Source organism: Citrobacter europaeus (genome assembly GCF_037482245.1).
Classification (GTDB): Bacteria; Pseudomonadota; Gammaproteobacteria; order Enterobacterales; family Enterobacteriaceae; genus Citrobacter; species Citrobacter europaeus.
Genome location: NZ_CP148084.1, coordinates 3,440,821 through 3,459,672, shown reverse-complemented (window position 1 = coordinate 3,459,672; position 18,852 = coordinate 3,440,821). Strand labels below are relative to the sequence as shown.

Below are 18,852 nucleotides of genomic sequence, written 5' to 3'. Positions count from 1 at the left end.
TTGAAATGCAACTGAACAAAGTGCTGAAAGGGCTGATGATTGCTCTGCCTGTTATGGCTATTGCAGCGTGTTCTTCTAACAAGAACGCCAGCAATGACGGCAGCGAAGGCATGCTGGGTGCCGGCACTGGTATGGATGCAAACGGCAGCGGCAACATGTCTTCTGAAGAGCAAGCGCGTCTTCAGATGCAACAGCTGCAGCAGAACAACATCGTTTACTTCGATCTGGACAAGTACGATATCCGTTCTGACTTCGCTGCAATGCTGGATGCTCACGCTAACTTCCTGCGTAGCAACCCGTCTTACAAAGTCACCGTAGAAGGTCATGCGGACGAACGTGGTACGCCTGAGTACAACATCTCCCTGGGTGAGCGTCGTGCGAACGCCGTTAAGATGTACCTGCAGGGTAAAGGCGTTTCTGCTGACCAGATCTCCATCGTTTCTTACGGTAAAGAAAAACCTGCAGTACTGGGTCATGACGAAGCGGCTTACGCCAAAAACCGTCGCGCCGTACTGGTTTACTAAGAGAATTGCATGAGCAGTAACTTCAGACATCATCTGTTGAGTCTGTCGTTACTGGTTGGCATAGCGGCCCCCTGGGCCGCTTTTGCACAGGCGCCAATCAGTAGTGTCGGCTCTGGCTCGGTCGAAGACCGTGTCACTCAACTCGAGCGTATTTCTAACGCTCACAGTCAGCTTTTAACCCAACTCCAGCAACAACTCTCCGATAATCAGTCCGATATTGATTCCCTGCGTGGTCAAATTCAGGAAAATCAGTATCAACTGAATCAGGTTGTTGAGCGCCAGAAGCAAATATTGCTGCAGATGAATAATCTTGGCAGCGGTAGTGCGCCTGCGGCACAGTCTACGAGTGGCGATCAGAGTGGGGCGGTAACTCCTACACCTGATGCGGGAGCTGCGGCAACGTCAGGGGCTCCCGTGCAAACTGGCGATGCGAATACCGATTACAATGCAGCAATTGCCCTGGTACAGGATAAATCCCGCCAGGATGACGCGATTGAAGCATTCCAGAACTTCATCAAAAAGTACCCAGACTCTACTTACCTGCCAAATGCGAATTACTGGCTGGGTCAGTTGAATTACAACAAGGGTAAAAAGGATGATGCTGCGTTCTATTTTGCTTCGGTAGTTAAAAACTTCCCAAAATCACCTAAGGCTGCAGACGCGATGTATAAAGTCGGCGTTATCATGCAGGACAAAGGTGACACAGCAAAAGCTAAAGCGGTTTATCAGCAGGTTATCACTAAATATCCTGGCACTGATGGCGCGAAACAAGCGCAAAAACGCCTTGGCGCGATGTAATGACCACCATGCGACCAGAAATCGTGTTATTTCTGGTCGTGTCGTGTGATTCCTAAGCAGTTGAGTTATTTACATCGAAATTTTTGTTGCGCTAAAATCTGAAATCAGTAATATATGCCGCCGTTGCCAAGGGATATCAAACAGCCCGAAAGCGGCGAAAAAAGTGGGTCGTTAGCTCAGTTGGTAGAGCAGTTGACTTTTAATCAATTGGTCGCAGGTTCGAATCCTGCACGACCCACCACTTAATGCAGTATCCAGCGTAGTATCGGGTGATTAGCTCAGCTGGGAGAGCACCTCCCTTACAAGGAGGGGGTCGGCGGTTCGATCCCGTCATCACCCACCACTCGGGGCGTTAGCTCAGTTGGTAGAGCAGTTGACTTTTAATCAATTGGTCGCAGGTTCGAATCCTGCACGCCCCACCAACTTTAACATCGCACTCAGATGTTAAACGTGAAGGATAACGTTGCTTTAGCAACGGCCCGTTAGGGCGAGACGAAGTCGAGTCATCCTGCACGCCCCACCACTATTTTGGTGGTTCCGAGTAAAAATTTTTCAGGTTGCATCCGAGCGGGTCGTTAGCTCAGTTGGTAGAGCAGTTGACTTTTAATCAATTGGTCGCAGGTTCGAATCCTGCACGACCCACCAATGTTTCTGGTGAAAGCAATAGTAAACCGTGAAGGATAACGTTGCGTAAGCAACGGCCCGTAGGGCGAGGCGAAGCCGAGTAATCCTGCACGACCCACCATCCTGAATAATTGAAGTAGTACACCCCATATGGGGGCGTTAGCTCAGTTGGTAGAGCAGTTGACTTTTAATCAATTGGTCGCAGGTTCGAATCCTGCACGCCCCACCAGTGTAAAAAGGCGCCCTAAAGGCGCCTTTTTGCTATCTGCGATTTATAAGATTCGAACCTGCTTGCCTGATGCGCTTCGCTTATCAGGCCTACGGGTGCCAAATGTAGGCCGGATAAGACGTCAGTCGCCATCCGGCATTCCTCATACGCAATTATTGTGACTTTTCTGCGCCAATCCGCTATCTTGTTTAGCATATAAAACAAATCAAACCGAATATGGCGTGCGTCACGCTTTTAATCGGTTATTTCGTTAAGCCAGTAAAACGAGAAAGCAAGATGAGCGTGATGTTTGATCCAGAAGCAGCAATTTATCCGTTTCCGCCGAAACCAGCGCCGCTGAGTGTGGATGAAAAGCAATTTTATCGTGAAAAAATTAAGCGCCTGCTGAAAGAGCGTGATGCCGTTATGGTCGCGCACTATTACACCGATCCTGAAATTCAGCAGTTGGCAGAAGAGACCGGCGGCTGTATCTCCGATTCTCTGGAGATGGCGCGGTTTGGTGCAAAACATTCTGCCTCTACGCTGCTGGTTGCCGGCGTGAGGTTTATGGGAGAAACCGCCAAAATTCTCAGCCCAGAAAAGACTATCCTGATGCCGACCTTACAGGCGGAATGTTCATTAGATCTGGGCTGTCCGATTGACGCGTTCAGCGCATTTTGCGACGCGCATCCGGATCGTACCGTGGTGGTTTACGCTAATACCTCAGCCGCCGTTAAAGCACGTGCGGACTGGGTTGTCACTTCCAGTATCGCAGTAGAACTTATTGAGCATCTTGATAGTTTAGGTCAAAAAATCATCTGGGCCCCGGACAGGCATCTGGGCAACTACGTGCAAAAACAGACCGGTGCAGACGTTCTTTGTTGGCAGGGAGCTTGTATCGTCCACGATGAGTTTAAAACCCAGGCTTTAACACGCATGAAAGGGCTTTACCCTGATGCCGCTGTGCTGGTGCACCCGGAGTCTCCTCAGTCTATCGTAGATATGGCTGATGCGGTTGGCTCAACCAGCCAGCTAATTAATGCAGCAAAATCGTTACCGCACAAGCAGCTGATTGTGGCGACTGACCGGGGCATTTTTTACAAAATGCAGCAAGCCGTTCCGGATAAAGAGCTACTTGAAGCTCCGACGGCCGGTGAGGGGGCAACTTGTCGCAGCTGCGCGCATTGTCCGTGGATGGCGATGAACGGCCTCAAGGCGATTGCTGAGGGCCTGGAGGAGGGTGGTGCGGCTCATGAGATACATGTTGATGCCGCACTGCGAGAAGGGGCGTTGTTGCCGTTAAACCGTATGTTGGAATTTGCGGCTACACTTCGAGCTTAATTATTTATTTTTTTGCTCTGGGGGAAAAGATGGACTTTTTTAGCACGCAGAACATTCTGGTACATATTCCGATTGGCGCGGGCGGTTACGATCTGTCATGGATCGAAGCCGTGGGGACTATCGCCGGGTTGCTGTGTATTGGCCTGGCGAGTCTTGAGAAAATCAGCAATTACTTCTTTGGTCTGATAAACGTCACGTTGTTTGCGATTATCTTCTTTCAGATCCAACTCTATGCCAGCCTGTTGCTGCAAGTTTTCTTCTTTGCCGCCAACATCTACGGCTGGTATGCCTGGTCCCGGCAAACCAACCAGCATGAAGCGGAACTGAAAATTCGCTGGCTGCCGTTACCAAAAGCGATCGGCTGGCTGGCGGCTTGCGTGGTGGCGATTGGCCTGATGTCGGTCTATATCGATCCGGTCTTTGCGTTCCTGACCCGTATCGCGGTGAACATCATGCAGGCATTGGGATTGCAGGTTGTTGTGCCTGAACTGCAACCCGATGCATTCCCGTTCTGGGACTCCTGCATGATGGTGCTGTCGATTGCGGCGATGATCCTGATGACGCGTAAATACGTTGAAAACTGGCTGCTGTGGGTGATCATTAACGTCATCAGCGTGGTGATATTTGCCCTGCAAGGCGTATATGCCATGTCGCTGGAATATGTGATCCTGACGGTTATCGCCCTGAACGGTAGCAGGATGTGGATTAATAGCGCGCGTGAGCGGGGTTCCCACGCGCTGTCCCATTAATGGTGGTGATGTGAATGGCCGGACACGCCCTGATACAGGTGGCAGTCCGGCCCATTGCACGGCTGATACTCCATCTGGATCGTCGCATGCTCAATCTGGTAGTGATGGATAAGGAAATGTTGAATACGCTCCAGCAGCGCATCGTGATCGTGCGGCGGGATCACCTGCACATGCAGCGTCATCACCGGTTTTTCACCCACCATCCAGACATGGACATGGTGTACGTTGCGCACTTCAGGGATGTCCCGGCTGAGATGGCGCTGTAGTGCGGCGATATCCAGCGCCAGCGGGGCGCCTTCCAGTAATTCATTAACACTATCTTTTAATAATCGCCAGGCACTGCGCAGCACCAGCACGGAAACCAGGATCGACAGGATCGGATCCGCAGGCGTCCAGCCCGTCCAGATGATAATCAGTGCCGCGATAATTGCCCCAACAGAACCGAGTAAATCGCCCATCACATGCAGCGCTGCGGCGCGGACGTTCAGGTTTTTCTCTTCACTGCCGCGATGTAAAATCCAAAAAGCGAGCACGTTGGCCAGTAGGCCTGCGACAGCTATAACCATCATCATGCCGCCAGCCACGGGGCGAGGCGTCTGGAAGCGTTCAACCGCCTCCCAGACGATTAAAATGGTGATAACGACCAATGCGATGGCATTAACAAATGCAGCCAGCGTCGTGAGCCTCAGCCAACCGAAGGTGTGGCGGATTGTGGGTGGGCGGCGGGAAAACTGGACCGCCAGCAACGCGAAAAGGAGCGCCGCGGCATCCGTGAGCATATGCCCGGCGTCGGCCAGCAAGGCCAGCGAGCCGGAGAGTATTCCCCCCACCACTTCAACCAACATAAATCCGGCTGTAATGCAAAATGCGAACATCAGTCGGCGGGCATTATTGTCCTTCGGTTGCTCAGAGGAAGTATGAGTATGTGCGTGCGCCATTATGCCATCCCTTTGTTATTCTCATCTTTACTGTATGCCATCATACCGTTTTTGGGATGATAAAATTAAAAAGGAGAGCTATTGCTCTCCCGTTATTAGCTTTATTTTCAGCGTTACTGGGTGGTGCCGTCAGTTTTGGTATCAACATCATTATTGATGCCGTTTCCGGTCTCAACCTTCTTATTCACATCGGGGCAGCGGCCGTCTTTACACATGGTATTTTTGTGCACCTCGTCTTTGGTCATCCCCTCATGGTTCATTGACGAACCGTCCGGGTGAAGCATTGTGCCACCTGAATTCACGTTACTGTTGTCGACATTATTTGGCGCTACGTTTTCGCGGGCGTCAGGGGCGACTTGTCCGGCGTCAGCCGAGGAATTTGCCTGGCCGTTATTGGACTGAGCGTTGGTGTCCGCAGCCAGCGCCGCGCCGCTGGCGAGGCTGAGTGTAGCGGTAAGAAAGAGTGAAGCGAGCTTTGTCATATGCATAATATGCTCCTGTTAAGGTCGATATGTCGGATAACGTCTTCCAACAGTGCATGTGGCAGATACATCATCAATATGTGGTTAATAGTTTTGCTGTTGAAATTAAAACCAGCATAGAATCTTGAAAATTATGAAAATTAAAGCTGTTACAGTTATAAATTGTAGATTGGATCTCGTTTTTCGCTACTTTATTGCGTTTTTTTGGCCAATTCCAGGATTAATCCGTCCAAAGTGTAAAACCCCGTTTACACTTTATGACTGAAGATATAGATTGGAGGGATTGCATTCATTTATATAAGTATGGCAACGCTGGAATAATCATGAATTATCAGAACGACGATTTACGCATCAAAGAGATCAACGAGTTATTACCGCCAGTCGCACTGCTGGAAAAATTCCCCGCTACTGAAAATGCCGCAAATACGGTGGCTCATGCCCGTAAGGCGATTCATAAAATTCTGAAAGGAAGCGACGATCGCCTGCTTGTGGTGATTGGACCGTGTTCAATTCATGATCCGGCCGCTGCCAAAGAGTATGCCGCTCGCCTGCTGGCGCTGCGCGAAGAGTTAAAAGGCGAGCTTGAAATTGTCATGCGCGTCTATTTTGAAAAGCCACGTACTACCGTTGGCTGGAAAGGGCTTATCAACGATCCGCACATGGACAACAGCTTCCAGATCAACGATGGGCTGCGCATTGCGCGTAAACTGCTGCTGGATATCAACGACAGCGGATTGCCGGCTGCGGGTGAATTCCTCGATATGATCACCCCGCAATATCTCGCCGACCTGATGAGCTGGGGCGCGATTGGGGCACGAACTACTGAATCTCAGGTGCACCGTGAACTGGCATCTGGTCTGTCTTGCCCGGTTGGTTTTAAAAACGGTACCGATGGCACCATCAAAGTGGCGATTGATGCAATCAACGCCGCAGGAGCGCCACACTGCTTCCTGTCGGTGACCAAATGGGGTCATTCGGCGATCGTGAATACCAGTGGCAATGGCGATTGCCATATCATTCTGCGCGGCGGCAAAGAGCCGAACTACAGCGCTCAGCATGTTGCCGAGGTGAAAGAAGGTCTGATCAAGGCAGGACTCTCAGCGCAAGTGATGATCGACTTTAGCCATGCCAACTCCAGCAAGCAGTTCAAAAAGCAGATGGATGTTGCGAAAGATGTTTGCGGGCAAGTCGCCGGTGGCGAAAAAGCGATTATCGGCGTGATGATCGAAAGCCATCTGGTAGAAGGCAACCAGAACCCGGATAGCGGCGAACCGCTGACCTACGGTAAGAGCATCACCGACGCCTGCATTGGCTGGGAAGACACCGATGCGGTGTTGCGCCAACTGGCGGATGCGGTAAAAGCGCGCCGCGGTTAAGTTTTAATGCCTCTCTCATAGGCAAAAAAAAGCGCGGATAATCCGCGCTTTTTGTATTCTGCGAAGAAATTACTTCGCTTTACCCTGGTTCGCCACGGCGGCGGCTTTTGCTGCGATCTCGTCAGCGTTACCCAGATAGTAGTGTTTGATCGGCTTGAAGTTTTCGTCGAACTCATACACCAGCGGTACGCCGGTCGGGATGTTCAGTTCAAGGATCTCATCTTCACCCATGTTATCCAGATATTTCACCAGCGCACGCAGAGAGTTGCCGTGAGCGGCAATAATCACACGCTCACCGCTTTTCATGCGCGGCAGAATGGTTTCATTCCAGTAAGGGATAACGCGATCGATGGTCAGCGCCAGGCTTTCGGTAACCGGTAACTCTTTGTCGGTCAGCTTCGCATAACGCGGATCGTGACCCGGATAACGCTCGTCGTCTTTGGTCAGTTCTGGCGGGGTAACCGCAAAGCCGCGACGCCATTGCTTAACCTGCTCATCACCGTATTTTTCTGCGGTTTCCGCTTTGTTCAGACCCTGCAGCGCGCCGTAATGACGTTCATTCAGTTTCCAGGATTTCTCAACCGGCAGCCACGCCTGATCCAGTTCGTCCAGTACGTTCCACAGGGTGTGGATGGCACGTTTCAGCACAGAGGTATAAGCAAAATCGAAGCTGTAGCCTTCCTCTTTCAGCAGTTTACCTGCCGCTTTTGCTTCGCCTACACCTTTCTCGGACAGATCAACGTCATACCAACCGGTAAAACGGTTCTCGTTGTTCCACTGACTTTCACCGTGACGTACCAGAACCAGCTTAGTTACAGCCATACACTCACTCCTATAAATCATATTGAATGATAATAATTCTCATTATATTGCCGTAATTCGTCAGCGGCAATGCTTACGCATAACCATAGCGAAAATAGCGCCACAGTGTAAGGTTCTTGTGAATTCAAGGTTGCGATTTTGTCTTTGAGTGGTGGGGATTTGAGCGGGTCTGTTGTGATAAACAGGCAACAGGCCCGATACGTTACGTCATCGGGCCTGTGACGGGGAAGGCTCAGACGGGAATAAACTGATATTCCGTTACGCTGGCATACTCGTCCCCCGGACGCAGGAAGCAGTCCGGCTGCGGCCACTCTGGATGGTTCGGGCTGTCAGGCAGAAACTCACTTTCCAGCGCCAGACCTTGCCAGTCTTCGTAGGCGTCTGGCCCACGAGATGGCGTACCGCCGAGGAAGTTGCCGGAGTAAAACTGCAATGCCGGGGCCGAGGTGTAGACCACCATTTGCAGTTTTTCATCCTGTGACCATAACTGAGCCACCGGTGTACGTGCATTACCCTGAGCCTGAAGCAGGAAGGCATGATCGTAACCTTTCACCTTGCGCTGATCGTCATCGGCCAGAAATTCACTGCTGATGATTTTAGGCGTGCGAAAATCGAAAGTGCTACCGGCGACGGATTTCAGTCCATCATGCGGGATGCCCATTTCGTCCACCGGTAAGTACTCGTCCGCCAGAATTTGCAACTTATGCTGGCGCACATCCGTTTTATCGCCGTCGAGATTAAAGTAGACGTGATTTGTCAGATTTACCGGGCAGGGCTTATCGACCGTGGCGCGGTAGGTTATCGAAATACGATTATCGTCAGTCAGGCGATACTGCGCGGTAGCGCATAGATGGCCAGGGAAGCCCTGATCGCCATCTTCAGACGTTAAGGCGAACAGTACCTGACGGTCATTCTGATTGACTATCTGCCAGCGGCGTTTGTCGAAACCATCCGGCCCGCCGTGCAGTTGGTTGTCGCCCTGACTTGGTATTAATTCGACGGTTTCGCCGGCAAAGGTATAACGACTGTTGGCGATACGGTTAGCGTAGCGACCAATCGAGGCCCCCAAAAATGCAGCCTGTTCCGGGTATTGTTCCGGGCTGGCGCACCCGAGTATGGCTTCGCGCACGCTACCATCGCTAAGCGGAATACGCGCAGAGAGCAGGGTTGCGCCCCAGTCCATGAGCGTGACCACCATCCCTGCGTCATTGCGCAGGGTGAGCAGGCGAAACGGCTGACCGTCCGGAGCCTGCACAGGGATTTCGTTTAACATTGTCCAGCTCCTTGAGAAGGTTTGCAGACGTAGAATGTTTCTTTGATACCGGTTTTTGCTTCGTACTGCTCGGCGACAGCCTGCTGAACGGCAGGTACCAAATCTTGCGGGATCAGCGCCACGATGCAGCCGCCGAAGCCGCCGCCAGTCATACGTACACCGCCTTTATCGCCGATGGTCGCTTTGACAATCTCTACCAGAGTATCAATTTGCGGCACGGTAATTTCAAAGTCATCGCGCATTGAGGCGTGAGATTCCGCCATCAGTTGGCCCATACGCAGCAGGTCGCCTTTTTCCAGCGCCTGCGCGGCTTCAACGGTACGCGCATTTTCTGTGATGACGTGGCGGACGCGTTTGGCGACAATCGGATCCAGTTCGTGGGCGACGGCGTTAAACGCTTCAAGGCTGACATCACGCAGCGCTGGTTGCTGGAAGAAACGCGCGCCGGTTTCACACTGTTCGCGACGAGTGTTGTATTCGCTGCCGACCAATGTGCGTTTAAAGTTGCTGTTGATGATTACCACCGCGACACCCTCAGGCATCGAAACGGCTTTAGTGCCCAGCGTACGACAGTCGATCAGCAACGCATGATCTTTCTTGCCAAGCGCAGAGATCAACTGATCCATAATGCCGCAGTTACAACCGACAAACTGGTTTTCAGCTTCCTGACCATTCAGGGCAATCTGCGCGCCGTCGAGCGGCAGATGATAGAGCTGCTGGAATACCGTACCAACAGCGACTTCCAGCGAGGCGGAAGAGCTTAAACCCGCACCCTGCGGGACGTTACCGCTAATCACCAGATCCGCGCCGCCAAAAGCATTATTGCGCTTTTGTAGATGTTTCACCACGCCACGCACGTAGTTTGACCACTGCTGGGTGTCATGGGCGATAATCGGCGCATCGAGAGAGAACTCATCAATCTGATTGTCGTAATCAGCGGCGACTACGCGGACTTTTCGATCGTCGCGCACCGCACAGCTGATGACGGTCTGATAGTCGATGGCGCAGGGCAGAACGAAGCCGTCGTTATAATCGGTATGTTCGCCGATCAGGTTTACGCGACCCGGCGCCTGAATAATATGGGTGGCAGGGTAGCCAAACGTTTCTGCAAACAGAGATTGTGTTTTATCTTTCAGACTCATTATTTAAACTCCGGATTCGCGAAAATGGATGTCGCTGACTGCACGCAGTCGCTCAGCCGCTTGTTCTGCCGTCAGGTCACGCTGGGTCTCCGCCAGCATTTCATAACCGACCATAAATTTACGCACGGTCGCGGAACGCAGCAGCGGCGGGTAAAAGTGTGCGTGCAACTGCCAGTGTTCGTTTTCTTCACCGTTAAACGGTGCGCCGTGCCAGCCCATAGAATAGGGGAATGAGCACTGGAACAGGTTGTCGTAACGACTGGTCAGTTTTTTCAACGCCAGCGCCAGGTCAGTACGCTGTTCATCGGTCAAATCAGTAATACGCAGCACGTGCGCTTTCGGCAGCAGCAGCGTTTCGAACGGCCACGCGGCCCAGTAAGGTACAACTGCCAGCCAGTGCTCGGTTTCTACGACCGTACGGCTGCCGTCCGCCAGTTCACGCTGGACGTAATCAACGAGCATCGGCGCGCCTTGTTCGGCGAAGTACGCTTTCTGCAGGCGATCTTCACGTTCGGCTTCATTAGGCAAAAAGCTGTTGGCCCAAATTTGTCCGTGTGGGTGCGGGTTCGAGCACCCCATCGCTGCGCCTTTATTCTCAAAGACCTGCACCCAGGGATAGGTTTTGCCTAAGTCTTCAGTCTGCTCCTGCCACGTTTTTACGATTTCTGTCAGCGCAGGGACGCTGAGTTCCGGCAGCGTTTTGCTGTGATCGGGTGAGAAGCAAATCACGCGGCTGGTACCGCGCGCGCTCTGGCAGCGCATCAACGGATCGTGACTGTCCGGCGCGTCCGGGGTATCGGACATCAGCGCCGCAAAGTCATTGGTAAAGACATAGGTCCCGGTGTAATCCGGGTTTTTGTCACCGGTAACGCGCGTATTACCAGCGCACAGGAAGCAGTCCGGGTCATGCGCAGGCAGTACCTGCTTAGACGGGGTTTCCTGCGCCCCTTGCCAGGGGCGTTTGGCGCGATGCGGTGATACGAGGATCCACTGCCCGGTGAGTGGGTTAAAACGACGATGTGGATGATCGACAGGATTGAATTGCGTCATGATTGGTCCTTAATCCGAATATCCTTGTGGGTGGCGCGACTGCCAGTGCCAGGTGTCTTGTGCCATTTCATCCAGAGTGCGGGTCACGCGCCAGTTGAGCTCGCGATCGGCTTTGCTGGCATCAGCCCAGTAGGCCGGAAGATCGCCATCACGGCGCGGAGCGAAATGGTAATTAATGGGTTTACCGCAGGCTTTGCTGAAGGCGTTGACCACGTCCAGCACGCTGCTGCCGATGCCTGCCCCAAGGTTGTAAATATGTACACCCTGTCTGCCAGCCAGCTTTTCCATGGCGGCAACGTGGCCGTCGGCGAGATCCATCACGTGAATGTAGTCGCGAACGCCGGTGCCATCTTCAGTGGGGTAGTCGTTGCCAAATATGGCAAGGGATTCGCGGCGACCTACGGCAACCTGTGCGATGTATGGCATCAGGTTGTTTGGAATACCTTGCGGATCTTCCCCCATATCTCCCGACGGATGAGCGCCAACCGGGTTGAAGTAGCGCAGCAAGGCGATGCTCCAGTCGGGCTGTGCTTTTTGCAGGTCGGTGAGGATCTGTTCCACCATCAGCTTACTTTTGCCGTACGGACTTTGCGGCGTGCCGGTGGGGAAGCTTTCAACATAAGGAATTTGCGGTTGATCGCCATAGACGGTCGCGGAGGAGCTGAAAATGAAGTTTTTCACGTTGGCGGCGCGCATTGCATTCACCAGACGCAGAGTGCCGTTGACGTTGTTGTCATAATACTCCAGCGGCTTGGCAACGGATTCTCCCACGGCTTTTAAACCAGCAAAGTGGATGACCGTGTCAATGGCATGATCGTGCAGAATTTCGGTTATCAGCGCCTCGTTACGGATATCTCCTTCCACGAAAGTTGGATGCTTGCCGCCTAAACGCTCGATGACGGGCAGAACGCTACGCTTGCTGTTGCAGAGATTATCCAGAATCACTACTTCGTGACCGTTTTTCAGCAACTGCACGCAAGTGTGGCTTCCAATGTAACCGCTACCACCTGTAACCAATACTCTCATAATTCGCTCCGTTAAGCCTATGGTATGCAATAACCATAGCATAACAAAGATGCGAAAAGTGTGACATGGAATAAATTAGTGGAATCGTTTACACACTGGCATTTTCAGGTGTACGTAGTGGTTATTATATTTTAAATCATTACGTTAGATTGTTTTCTCAGCGTTTGTCTGAAAAAAAGGCCAGAAAAAGGGCGTATTCAACGCCCTGGTATGAAAATTAACGCAGAGAGGTTTGTCGATAGGCGTAGATATCGCCCTCGGGGACAAACTCCAGTCGATGGGTAATACAGGCTGGGGCATCTTCGGCATGATGAGAGACGAACAGCAGTTGAGTTTCACCTTCACCGATTAGCACATCCACAAACCGACGAATCAGTTGGCGATTGAGAGGATCTAATCCTTGCAAGGGCTCATCAAGAATCAACAACGTAGGGTGTTTAACTAATGCGCGAACAATCAATGCCAGCCGCTGCTGTCCCCAGGAAAGACTATGAAACGGCGCATCCGCGGTACGCTTATCAATTCCCAGGATTTCCAGCCACTGTTGTACCAGCTTGTGCTGCCTGTCGGAGACGGCCTGATAAATGCCGATTGAATCAAAATAACCAGAGAGAATAACGTTGCGTACCGTCGTACTTACCCGGTAATCCAGATGCAGGCTGCTGCTGACGTAGCCGATGTGTTTTTTGATATCCCAGATAGTTTCACCGCTGCCCCGACGGCGGCCAAACAGGGTCAGGTCGTTGCTGTAACCCTGGGGATGATCGCCGGTGATTAAACTGAGCAAGGTTGATTTTCCCGCACCGTTGGGGCCGACAATTTGCCAGTGTTCCCGCGGATTTACCCGCCAGCTCAGATGATGAAGGATAGGGCGATCGTTATACGAGACGGTGCCATCGTTAAGCACAATTCGCGGCTCGTTTTCTGACAATGTGCGCCGCACCGAAGGCTCATCCGGCTCGGGTAACTGAATGCCTTCCAGCCGCTCGCTATGGGCAAGCTGAGCGATTAATGCTTGTTGCAGAAGGTCGGTTTTTGCGCCGGTGTCCGTCAGCGTGCAATCGGCAAGTACGCCAGCAAACTGCACGAATTCGGGAATTTCATCAAAACGATTAAGCACCATCACCAGCGTTAAACCGGCCTGGTGCAGTTCAGCGAGCAGTTCTGCTAACTGCCGACGGGACGCCACGTCCAGCCCGTCAAAGGGTTCATCCAGGATCAGTAAATCTGGCGAGGACATTAACGCCTGGCAGAGCAGGGTTTTGCGTGTTTCACCGGTCGAAAGGTATTTGAAACGTCTGTTAAGCAAAGCTGAAATGCCAAACTGCTGCGCCAGCGCAGCGCAGCGGGCGGGATCGTTGACCTCATCCTGAATGATTTCAGCGGTGGTGCGCCCGGTGTCATCTTCACCGGGGCTGAGAAGGTCGGTGTTGTTTCGCTGCCATTCGTCGCTGACCAGCTTTTGGAGTTGCTCAAAAGAGAGTCGGGTAATACGCGCGAACTGACAGTGGCGCTCGCCTTTCAGGAGCGGCAATTCTCCTGCCAGCGCGCGGGCCAGGGCGGATTTCCCGCTACCGTTAGAGCCAACAAACGCCCAGCTATCACCTGCGTTTAACGTTAAGGCATCTAACTGGAGCGTTTTTGTGTCGCTAAGACGAAACGTGCCTTGCGAAATTTGCAATGATGACATTTTGTATCCCATTATTTGCAGCGATTAATAACAGGGATACGTGTTCTGCAGGCTGATGTCAATTAACTCAGCACAGTGTGGCGATAATCACCCGGTCAGCATTAAACCATGCGGTGACGTTAGCGCCTTCTTGCAGCGTTGTGGCGTCCTGGGCCGGGACAGTGGCGCACAGCGTCTGGCCGTCTGGTAACGTCATCAGCACTTCACACTGTTCCGCTCCGCGTTCTATATGGCTGATCGTACCCTGCAACTGGTTATCGGCGGCCTGGGCAATGGCGTCGTCCTGAGTAATTCCTACCCATGGTGCTTTCAGCAGAATCAACACTTCTTTGCCTTCCTCCAGGCCCAGACGCTCGCCGCTTTGCGCAGTGATCGCGACTTTCAGGCGCGTTTCGCCATCGGCCAACAGCACGTCGACATGCTGTTGAACCTGATCGTGGTCGCGGGCGGTTATTGTGCCAAACCACTGGTTACGGGCGCTGGTTTGCAGTGAAAAACGAGAGATAGCCGCCAGCAGGCTATTGAGCGGCAGCGCATCGTCATCGCTCAAAACATCAAAGGCTTTTTGTTGGATTTGCGCCAGTAAATCGTACAGCTGGATTAAGCGTTGGCCGTAGCGTGTTAACACCGCGCCGCCGCCGCCTTTGCCGCCTGTGGCGCGCTCAACCAGCGTCTGCTCGCTGAGCTGGTTCATTTCATTAATCGCATCCCAGGCGCTCTTGTAGCTAATACCTGCATCCTTCGCGCCCTGACTGATGGAGCCGGAAAGCGCAATGTGCTTAAGCAGAGAAATGCGACGGGGATCGGCAAACAGTTTTTGCTGAAGTTTCAGCGTAAGAAGGATTTCGGCCTGCATCACAAGCTCCTGGCAAAAAAGGGTATTGTGACGGAAAACCGCGCCTGAGCAAAGCCGACCGCACAAAAGGGGAGTGCTTTTCTGTGTTATGTGGTTAGAATACAACTAAGGACTATATCTGGAGTTGACCATGTTAGAGTTATTGAAAAGTCTGGTATTCGCCGTAATCATGGTACCTGTGGTAATGGCCATCATTCTGGGTCTGATTTACGGACTGGGTGAAGTGTTCAACATTTTCTCCGGTATCGGTCAGAAAGACCAGTCCAGACAGAATCATTGATTCCCCAAACGCCCGCTCAGTCGGGCGTTTATATTTTTCGCCTGCCAATCCGTTTTCGCTGACTACAGTTTCTCAAGATCCTGCTTTCCCTGCCGATATTTTCTTTGTCTAACCTCTAATTGGTATCAATAACCTCTGGGAAAATCCTGATTTACTCGTTATATTTGCGCCTACATAACGAAACGCAAAGGAGTTACAGATGGCACGTACATGGTTACGCTTGTTTGCAGGGGCAACACTTTCTCTTACCGTTGCCGGGCATGCGCTGGCGGATGAAGGCAAAATTACGGTGTTTGCCGCGGCTTCACTGACCAACGCGATGCAGGACATTGCGACGCAATACAAAAAAGAGAAGAACGTTGATGTTGTCTCCTCTTTTGCCTCTTCATCCACACTGGCGCGTCAGATTGAAGCAGGCGCACCGGCCGATCTGTTTATTTCTGCCGATCAGAAATGGATGGATTACGCGGTAGACAAAAAGTCGATTGATACCGCAACGCGTGCAACGCTGTTAGGTAACAGCCTGGTGGTGGTCGCGCCGAAAGCCAGTGCACAGAAAGACTTCACTATTGACAGCAAAACCAACTGGACCAGCCTGTTGAACGGTGGACGTCTGGCCGTTGGCGATCCGGAACATGTTCCGGCGGGCATTTATGCCAAAGAAGCGCTGCAAAAACTGGGTGCATGGGATACCCTGGCCCCGAAACTGGCACCTGCTGAAGATGTGCGCGGTGCGCTGGCGCTGGTAGAGCGTAACGAAGCGCCGCTGGGTATCGTCTATGGTTCCGATGCCGTCGCCAGCAAGGGCGTAAAAGTCGTTGCGACTTTCCCGGAAGATTCGCACAAAAAAGTGGAATACCCTATCGCGATTGTTGATGGGCACAAAAACGCAACGGTTAGCGCGTTCTATGATTACCTGAAAGGACCGCAGGCTGCTGAAATCTTTAAACGTTATGGATTTACGACCAAGTAATGATACTGACCGATCCTGAATGGCAGGCCGTCATACTGAGCCTGAAAGTTTCTTCCCTGGCCGTCTTGTTTAGCCTGCCGTTTGGGATCTTCTTTGCCTGGCTGCTTGTGCGATGCAAGTTCCCGGGCAAAGCACTGCTCGACAGCGTTCTGCATTTGCCGCTGGTTCTGCCGCCGGTGGTGGTGGGCTATCTGCTGTTGATTGCTATGGGGCGGCGCGGATTCATTGGCGAATGGCTGTACGACTGGTTTGGCATCACCTTTGCCTTTAGCTGGCGCGGTGCGGTGCTGGCCGCAGCGGTGATGTCTTTCCCTCTGATGGTAAGGGCTATTCGTCTGGCGTTGGAAGGTGTTGACGTCAAGCTGGAGCAGGCGGCCCGCACGCTGGGAGCCGGACGCTGGCGCGTATTTATGACCATTACGCTACCGCTGATGCTACCCGGCATTATTGTCGGTACGGTGCTGGCGTTTGCGCGTTCCCTCGGGGAATTCGGCGCAACAATTACCTTTGTCTCCAATATTCCTGGCGAAACCCGCACTATCCCTTCGGCGATGTATACCTTGATCCAGACCCCCGGCGGCGAAAGCGCGGCGGCAAGGTTATGTATTATTTCTATTGTGTTAGCGCTGATTTCACTGCTGATCTCTGAATGGCTGGCGCGTATTAGCCGTGAACGGACGGGGCGATAACCATGCTGGAACTTAATTTCTCTCAGACGCTGGGAACGCATTGCCTGACGCTCAACGAAACGCTGCCAGCCAGCGGGATCACCGCTATTTTCGGTGTTTCCGGCGCGGGAAAAACCTCACTGATTAACGCCATCAGCGGTCTGACCCAGCCGCAGTCCGGGCGTATCGTGCTCAACGGTCGGGTCTTAAACGACGTCGAGAACGGTGTCTGTTTAACGCCTGAAAAACGCCGGGTGGGCTATGTTTTCCAGGATGCGCGCCTGTTCCCGCATTATAAAGTACGCGGTAACCTGCGTTATGGAATGGCGAAAAGCATGGCCGGACAGTTTGACAAGCTGGTGGCGCTGTTGGGCATTGAGCCGCTGCTTGACCGTCTGCCCGGCGGTCTTTCTGGTGGCGAAAAGCAGCGCGTCGCGATCGGCCGGGCGTTGCTTACCGCGCCGGAACTGTTGCTGCTTGATGAGCCCTTAGCCTCGCTGGATATTCCGCGTAAGCGCGAACTGCTGCCTTATCTGCAACGCCTGGCGCGAGAAATCAATATTCCGATGCTGTACGTCAGCCACTCGCTCGATGAAATCTTGCACCTGGCGGACAAAGTGATGGTACTGGAAAACGGGCAGGTCAAAGCGTTTGGTTCGCTGGAAGATGTCTGGGGCAGCAGCGTGATGCACCCCTGGCTGCCTAAGGAACAGCAAAGCAGCATTCTGAAAGTCAGCGTGCTGGAACATCATCCACACTACGCGATGACCGCGTTGGCGCTTGGCGATCAGCATTTGTGGGTCAATAAGCTGGATCAACCGCTGCAAACCGCGCTGCGTATTCGTATTCAGGCATCTGATGTTTCACTGGTGCTCCAACCGCCGCAGCAGACCAGTATTCGTAACGTTCTCCGGGCGAAAGTCGCGCAGTGCTATGACGATAACGGCCAGGTGGAAGTTCAGCTTGAAGTGGGCGGCAGGACGCTGTGGGCGAGGATTAGCCCATGGGCCAGGGATGAACTGGGTATCAAACCTGGCCTGTGGCTGTACGCGCAAATTAAGAGCGTGTCGATTACCGCCTGATTACAGCAGGTGCGAGTAAATAAATTTCGCGATGCTGTCGGTGGTGTTGTCACCAATCACGATGTTGGCGCGGGCTTTTACCGCGTCATCCGCATTGCCCATCGCCACGCCAGTGCCTGCGGCTTCCAGCATGCTGATATCGTTGAAGTTATCACCAAAGGCAATCACGTTTTCCATTGATCCGCCCTGTGCTTCAATCCATTGGGTCAGGCGTCGTCCTTTGCTGTTGCCTTTACGGGCAATGTCGACCTGATCGTGCCAGGACCATTCACACTCCAGCCCCAACTGTTGCTCGACGTACTGACCAAACTGCTGCAGTTTCGGAATATCTTCGTCGGTCAGCGCAAATTTCCAGACGGCGTTAACGTCATGTGCGGCCTGTGCCAGCGAAGGCACCTGGGTGAAGGTTGGGCGCTGTTCCGGCGGCAGAGTTTGCGCCCAGTTAGCGGTACGTACTACATGCCCGGTCGGGCGCTCATACAGCATGGCCTCATCGACATACATCAGCCCGTGGATCTGATGTTCATCCAGCATTTCGATCAGCTGTAATGCCTGGTCTACCGGAAGAGGATCGGAATCCAGTACCTTTTTTGCCTGATAATCATACAAGTAGGTGCCGTTACAGCAAATTGCAGGTGTATCCAGCGCCAGTGCCTGATAAAAAGGATGAATAGCAACGTGATGGCGACCTGTGACAATGATAAGTTGGTATCCTGCTTCTCTGGCGCGCGAGAGCGCTTCCAGAGAGGATGGCAGCAAGGTTTTTTTCGGGGTCAACAGGGTACCGTCTAAATCCAGGGCAATCACGCGTGCGGTCATAGTTTTTTCCAGATTAAGGTTGAGAATTTCGTCTGCTGGAATGGTACACCGAGACGGGAGCCGGACAAAATTCTGAGCCTTAATTAAGCATTCACCGTTAAAAGCGTCTACCTTAGGCGTGTGTCAGGCAA

General features: G+C 52.6%; 19 protein-coding genes and 5 tRNA genes. 14 read left to right on the top strand and 10 right to left on the bottom strand.

The features are described 5' to 3' along the window. The first annotated feature begins 5 nt into the window (after window positions 1-5). The 9 genes from pal to pnuC all read left to right on the top strand — a co-directional run bounded on the left by pal (window position 6) and on the right by pnuC (window position 4,244). Window positions 6-524 carry a peptidoglycan-associated lipoprotein Pal gene (gene pal, locus WHR59_RS16390; RefSeq protein WP_003022983.1) on the top strand — a complete coding sequence of 173 codons (519 nt, stop codon included), beginning with the start codon at window positions 6-8 and terminating at the stop codon, window positions 522-524. 9 nt (window positions 525-533) lie between these two features. Continuing rightward, window positions 534-1,322 carry a cell division protein CpoB gene (gene cpoB / locus WHR59_RS16385; protein WP_043015646.1) on the top strand — a complete coding sequence of 263 codons (789 nt, stop codon included), beginning with the start codon at window positions 534-536 and terminating at the stop codon, window positions 1,320-1,322. Between the two features lie 165 nt (window positions 1,323-1,487). Continuing rightward, a tRNA-Lys gene (locus tag WHR59_RS16380) sits at window positions 1,488-1,563 on the top strand. A gap of 26 nt (window positions 1,564-1,589) precedes the next feature. Continuing rightward, window positions 1,590-1,665 (top strand) — tRNA-Val (locus WHR59_RS16375). A 3-nt stretch (window positions 1,666-1,668) separates the two neighbouring features. Beyond that, window positions 1,669-1,744 (top strand) — tRNA-Lys (locus WHR59_RS16370). Window positions 1,745-1,891: 147 nt separating this feature from the next. Next, window positions 1,892-1,967, top strand: a tRNA-Lys gene (locus tag WHR59_RS16365). 132 nt (window positions 1,968-2,099) lie between these two features. Continuing rightward, window positions 2,100-2,175: transfer RNA gene (locus WHR59_RS16360), tRNA-Lys, on the top strand. A 276-nt stretch (window positions 2,176-2,451) separates the two neighbouring features. Continuing rightward, window positions 2,452-3,495 (top strand): quinolinate synthase NadA, encoded by a 1,044-nt coding sequence (nadA, locus tag WHR59_RS16355; RefSeq protein ID WP_043015647.1) that lies wholly within the window; start codon window positions 2,452-2,454, stop codon window positions 3,493-3,495. 29 nt (window positions 3,496-3,524) lie between these two features. Beyond that, entirely contained in the window at window positions 3,525-4,244 is a 720-nt protein-coding gene (gene pnuC, locus WHR59_RS16350) for a nicotinamide riboside transporter PnuC (protein WP_003831446.1), read from the top strand. On the opposite strand, the gene zitB is transcribed toward pnuC, so the two are convergent. Beyond that, window positions 4,241-5,182, bottom strand: a complete 942-nt coding sequence (gene zitB, locus WHR59_RS16345) for a CDF family zinc transporter ZitB (RefSeq protein WP_338843304.1) — start codon at window positions 5,180-5,182, stop codon at window positions 4,241-4,243. The two genes, pnuC and zitB, sit on opposite strands and share 4 nt — an antisense overlap. Window positions 5,183-5,295: 113 nt before the next feature. Then, window positions 5,296-5,670, bottom strand: coding sequence for a YbgS-like family protein (locus WHR59_RS16340; protein ID WP_043015649.1), 375 nt, complete (start codon window positions 5,668-5,670; stop codon window positions 5,296-5,298). 317 nt (window positions 5,671-5,987) lie between these two features. Between WHR59_RS16340 and aroG the strand changes: the two genes are divergently transcribed. After that, the gene (aroG, locus tag WHR59_RS16335; RefSeq protein ID WP_047412543.1) at window positions 5,988-7,040 is read left to right on the top strand and encodes a 3-deoxy-7-phosphoheptulonate synthase AroG; all 1,053 of its coding nucleotides are present in this window, start codon (window positions 5,988-5,990) and stop codon (window positions 7,038-7,040) included. A 69-nt stretch (window positions 7,041-7,109) separates the two neighbouring features. Here the strand turns inward: aroG and gpmA are convergent, their stop codons facing one another. From gpmA to modE, 7 genes are all read right to left on the bottom strand, one after another. Next, entirely contained in the window at window positions 7,110-7,862 is a 753-nt protein-coding gene (gene gpmA / locus WHR59_RS16330; protein WP_003022999.1) for a 2,3-diphosphoglycerate-dependent phosphoglycerate mutase, read from the bottom strand. Between the two features lie 232 nt (window positions 7,863-8,094). Beyond that, complete coding sequence (gene galM, locus WHR59_RS16325) at window positions 8,095-9,135, bottom strand: galactose-1-epimerase (protein WP_100194114.1); 1,041 nt, start codon at window positions 9,133-9,135, stop codon at window positions 8,095-8,097. Next, window positions 9,129-10,277, bottom strand: a complete 1,149-nt coding sequence (gene galK / locus WHR59_RS16320) for a galactokinase (protein ID WP_338843303.1) — start codon at window positions 10,275-10,277, stop codon at window positions 9,129-9,131. The genes galM and galK overlap by 7 nt, the downstream gene beginning before the upstream one ends. Window positions 10,278-10,280: 3 nt before the next feature. After that, window positions 10,281-11,327 (bottom strand): galactose-1-phosphate uridylyltransferase, encoded by a 1,047-nt coding sequence (galT, locus tag WHR59_RS16315; protein WP_047412540.1) that lies wholly within the window; start codon window positions 11,325-11,327, stop codon window positions 10,281-10,283. 9 nt (window positions 11,328-11,336) lie between these two features. After that, window positions 11,337-12,353 carry a UDP-glucose 4-epimerase GalE gene (gene galE, locus WHR59_RS16310; RefSeq protein ID WP_047412537.1) on the bottom strand — a complete coding sequence of 339 codons (1,017 nt, stop codon included), beginning with the start codon at window positions 12,351-12,353 and terminating at the stop codon, window positions 11,337-11,339. Window positions 12,354-12,570: 217 nt separating this feature from the next. After that, complete coding sequence (gene modF / locus WHR59_RS16305) at window positions 12,571-14,043, bottom strand: molybdate ABC transporter ATP-binding protein ModF (RefSeq protein ID WP_338843302.1); 1,473 nt, start codon at window positions 14,041-14,043, stop codon at window positions 12,571-12,573. 67 nt (window positions 14,044-14,110) lie between these two features. Beyond that, complete coding sequence (gene modE, locus WHR59_RS16300; RefSeq protein ID WP_043015656.1) at window positions 14,111-14,899, bottom strand: molybdenum-dependent transcriptional regulator; 789 nt, start codon at window positions 14,897-14,899, stop codon at window positions 14,111-14,113. A 130-nt stretch (window positions 14,900-15,029) separates the two neighbouring features. Between modE and WHR59_RS16295 the strand changes: the two genes are divergently transcribed. The 4 genes from WHR59_RS16295 (at window position 15,030) to modC (ending at window position 17,902) form a co-directional block, all read left to right on the top strand. Next, entirely contained in the window at window positions 15,030-15,179 is a 150-nt protein-coding gene (locus WHR59_RS16295; protein WP_003023026.1) for an AcrZ family multidrug efflux pump-associated protein, read from the top strand. A gap of 199 nt (window positions 15,180-15,378) precedes the next feature. Beyond that, window positions 15,379-16,152 (top strand): molybdate ABC transporter substrate-binding protein, encoded by a 774-nt coding sequence (gene modA / locus WHR59_RS16290; RefSeq protein WP_032942749.1) that lies wholly within the window; start codon window positions 15,379-15,381, stop codon window positions 16,150-16,152. Further along, the gene (gene modB / locus WHR59_RS16285; protein ID WP_032942750.1) at window positions 16,152-16,841 is read left to right on the top strand and encodes a molybdate ABC transporter permease subunit; all 690 of its coding nucleotides are present in this window, start codon (window positions 16,152-16,154) and stop codon (window positions 16,839-16,841) included. Before modA ends, modB begins: the two co-directional genes overlap by 1 nt. A 2-nt stretch (window positions 16,842-16,843) precedes the next feature. Continuing rightward, the gene (gene modC / locus WHR59_RS16280; protein WP_043015657.1) at window positions 16,844-17,902 is read left to right on the top strand and encodes a molybdenum ABC transporter ATP-binding protein ModC; all 1,059 of its coding nucleotides are present in this window, start codon (window positions 16,844-16,846) and stop codon (window positions 17,900-17,902) included. Here the strand turns inward: modC and WHR59_RS16275 are convergent, their stop codons facing one another. Next, window positions 17,903-18,721 carry a pyridoxal phosphatase gene (locus tag WHR59_RS16275; protein WP_043015658.1) on the bottom strand — a complete coding sequence of 273 codons (819 nt, stop codon included), beginning with the start codon at window positions 18,719-18,721 and terminating at the stop codon, window positions 17,903-17,905. It lies immediately after the preceding gene. Between the last annotated feature and the right edge of the window lie 131 nt (window positions 18,722-18,852).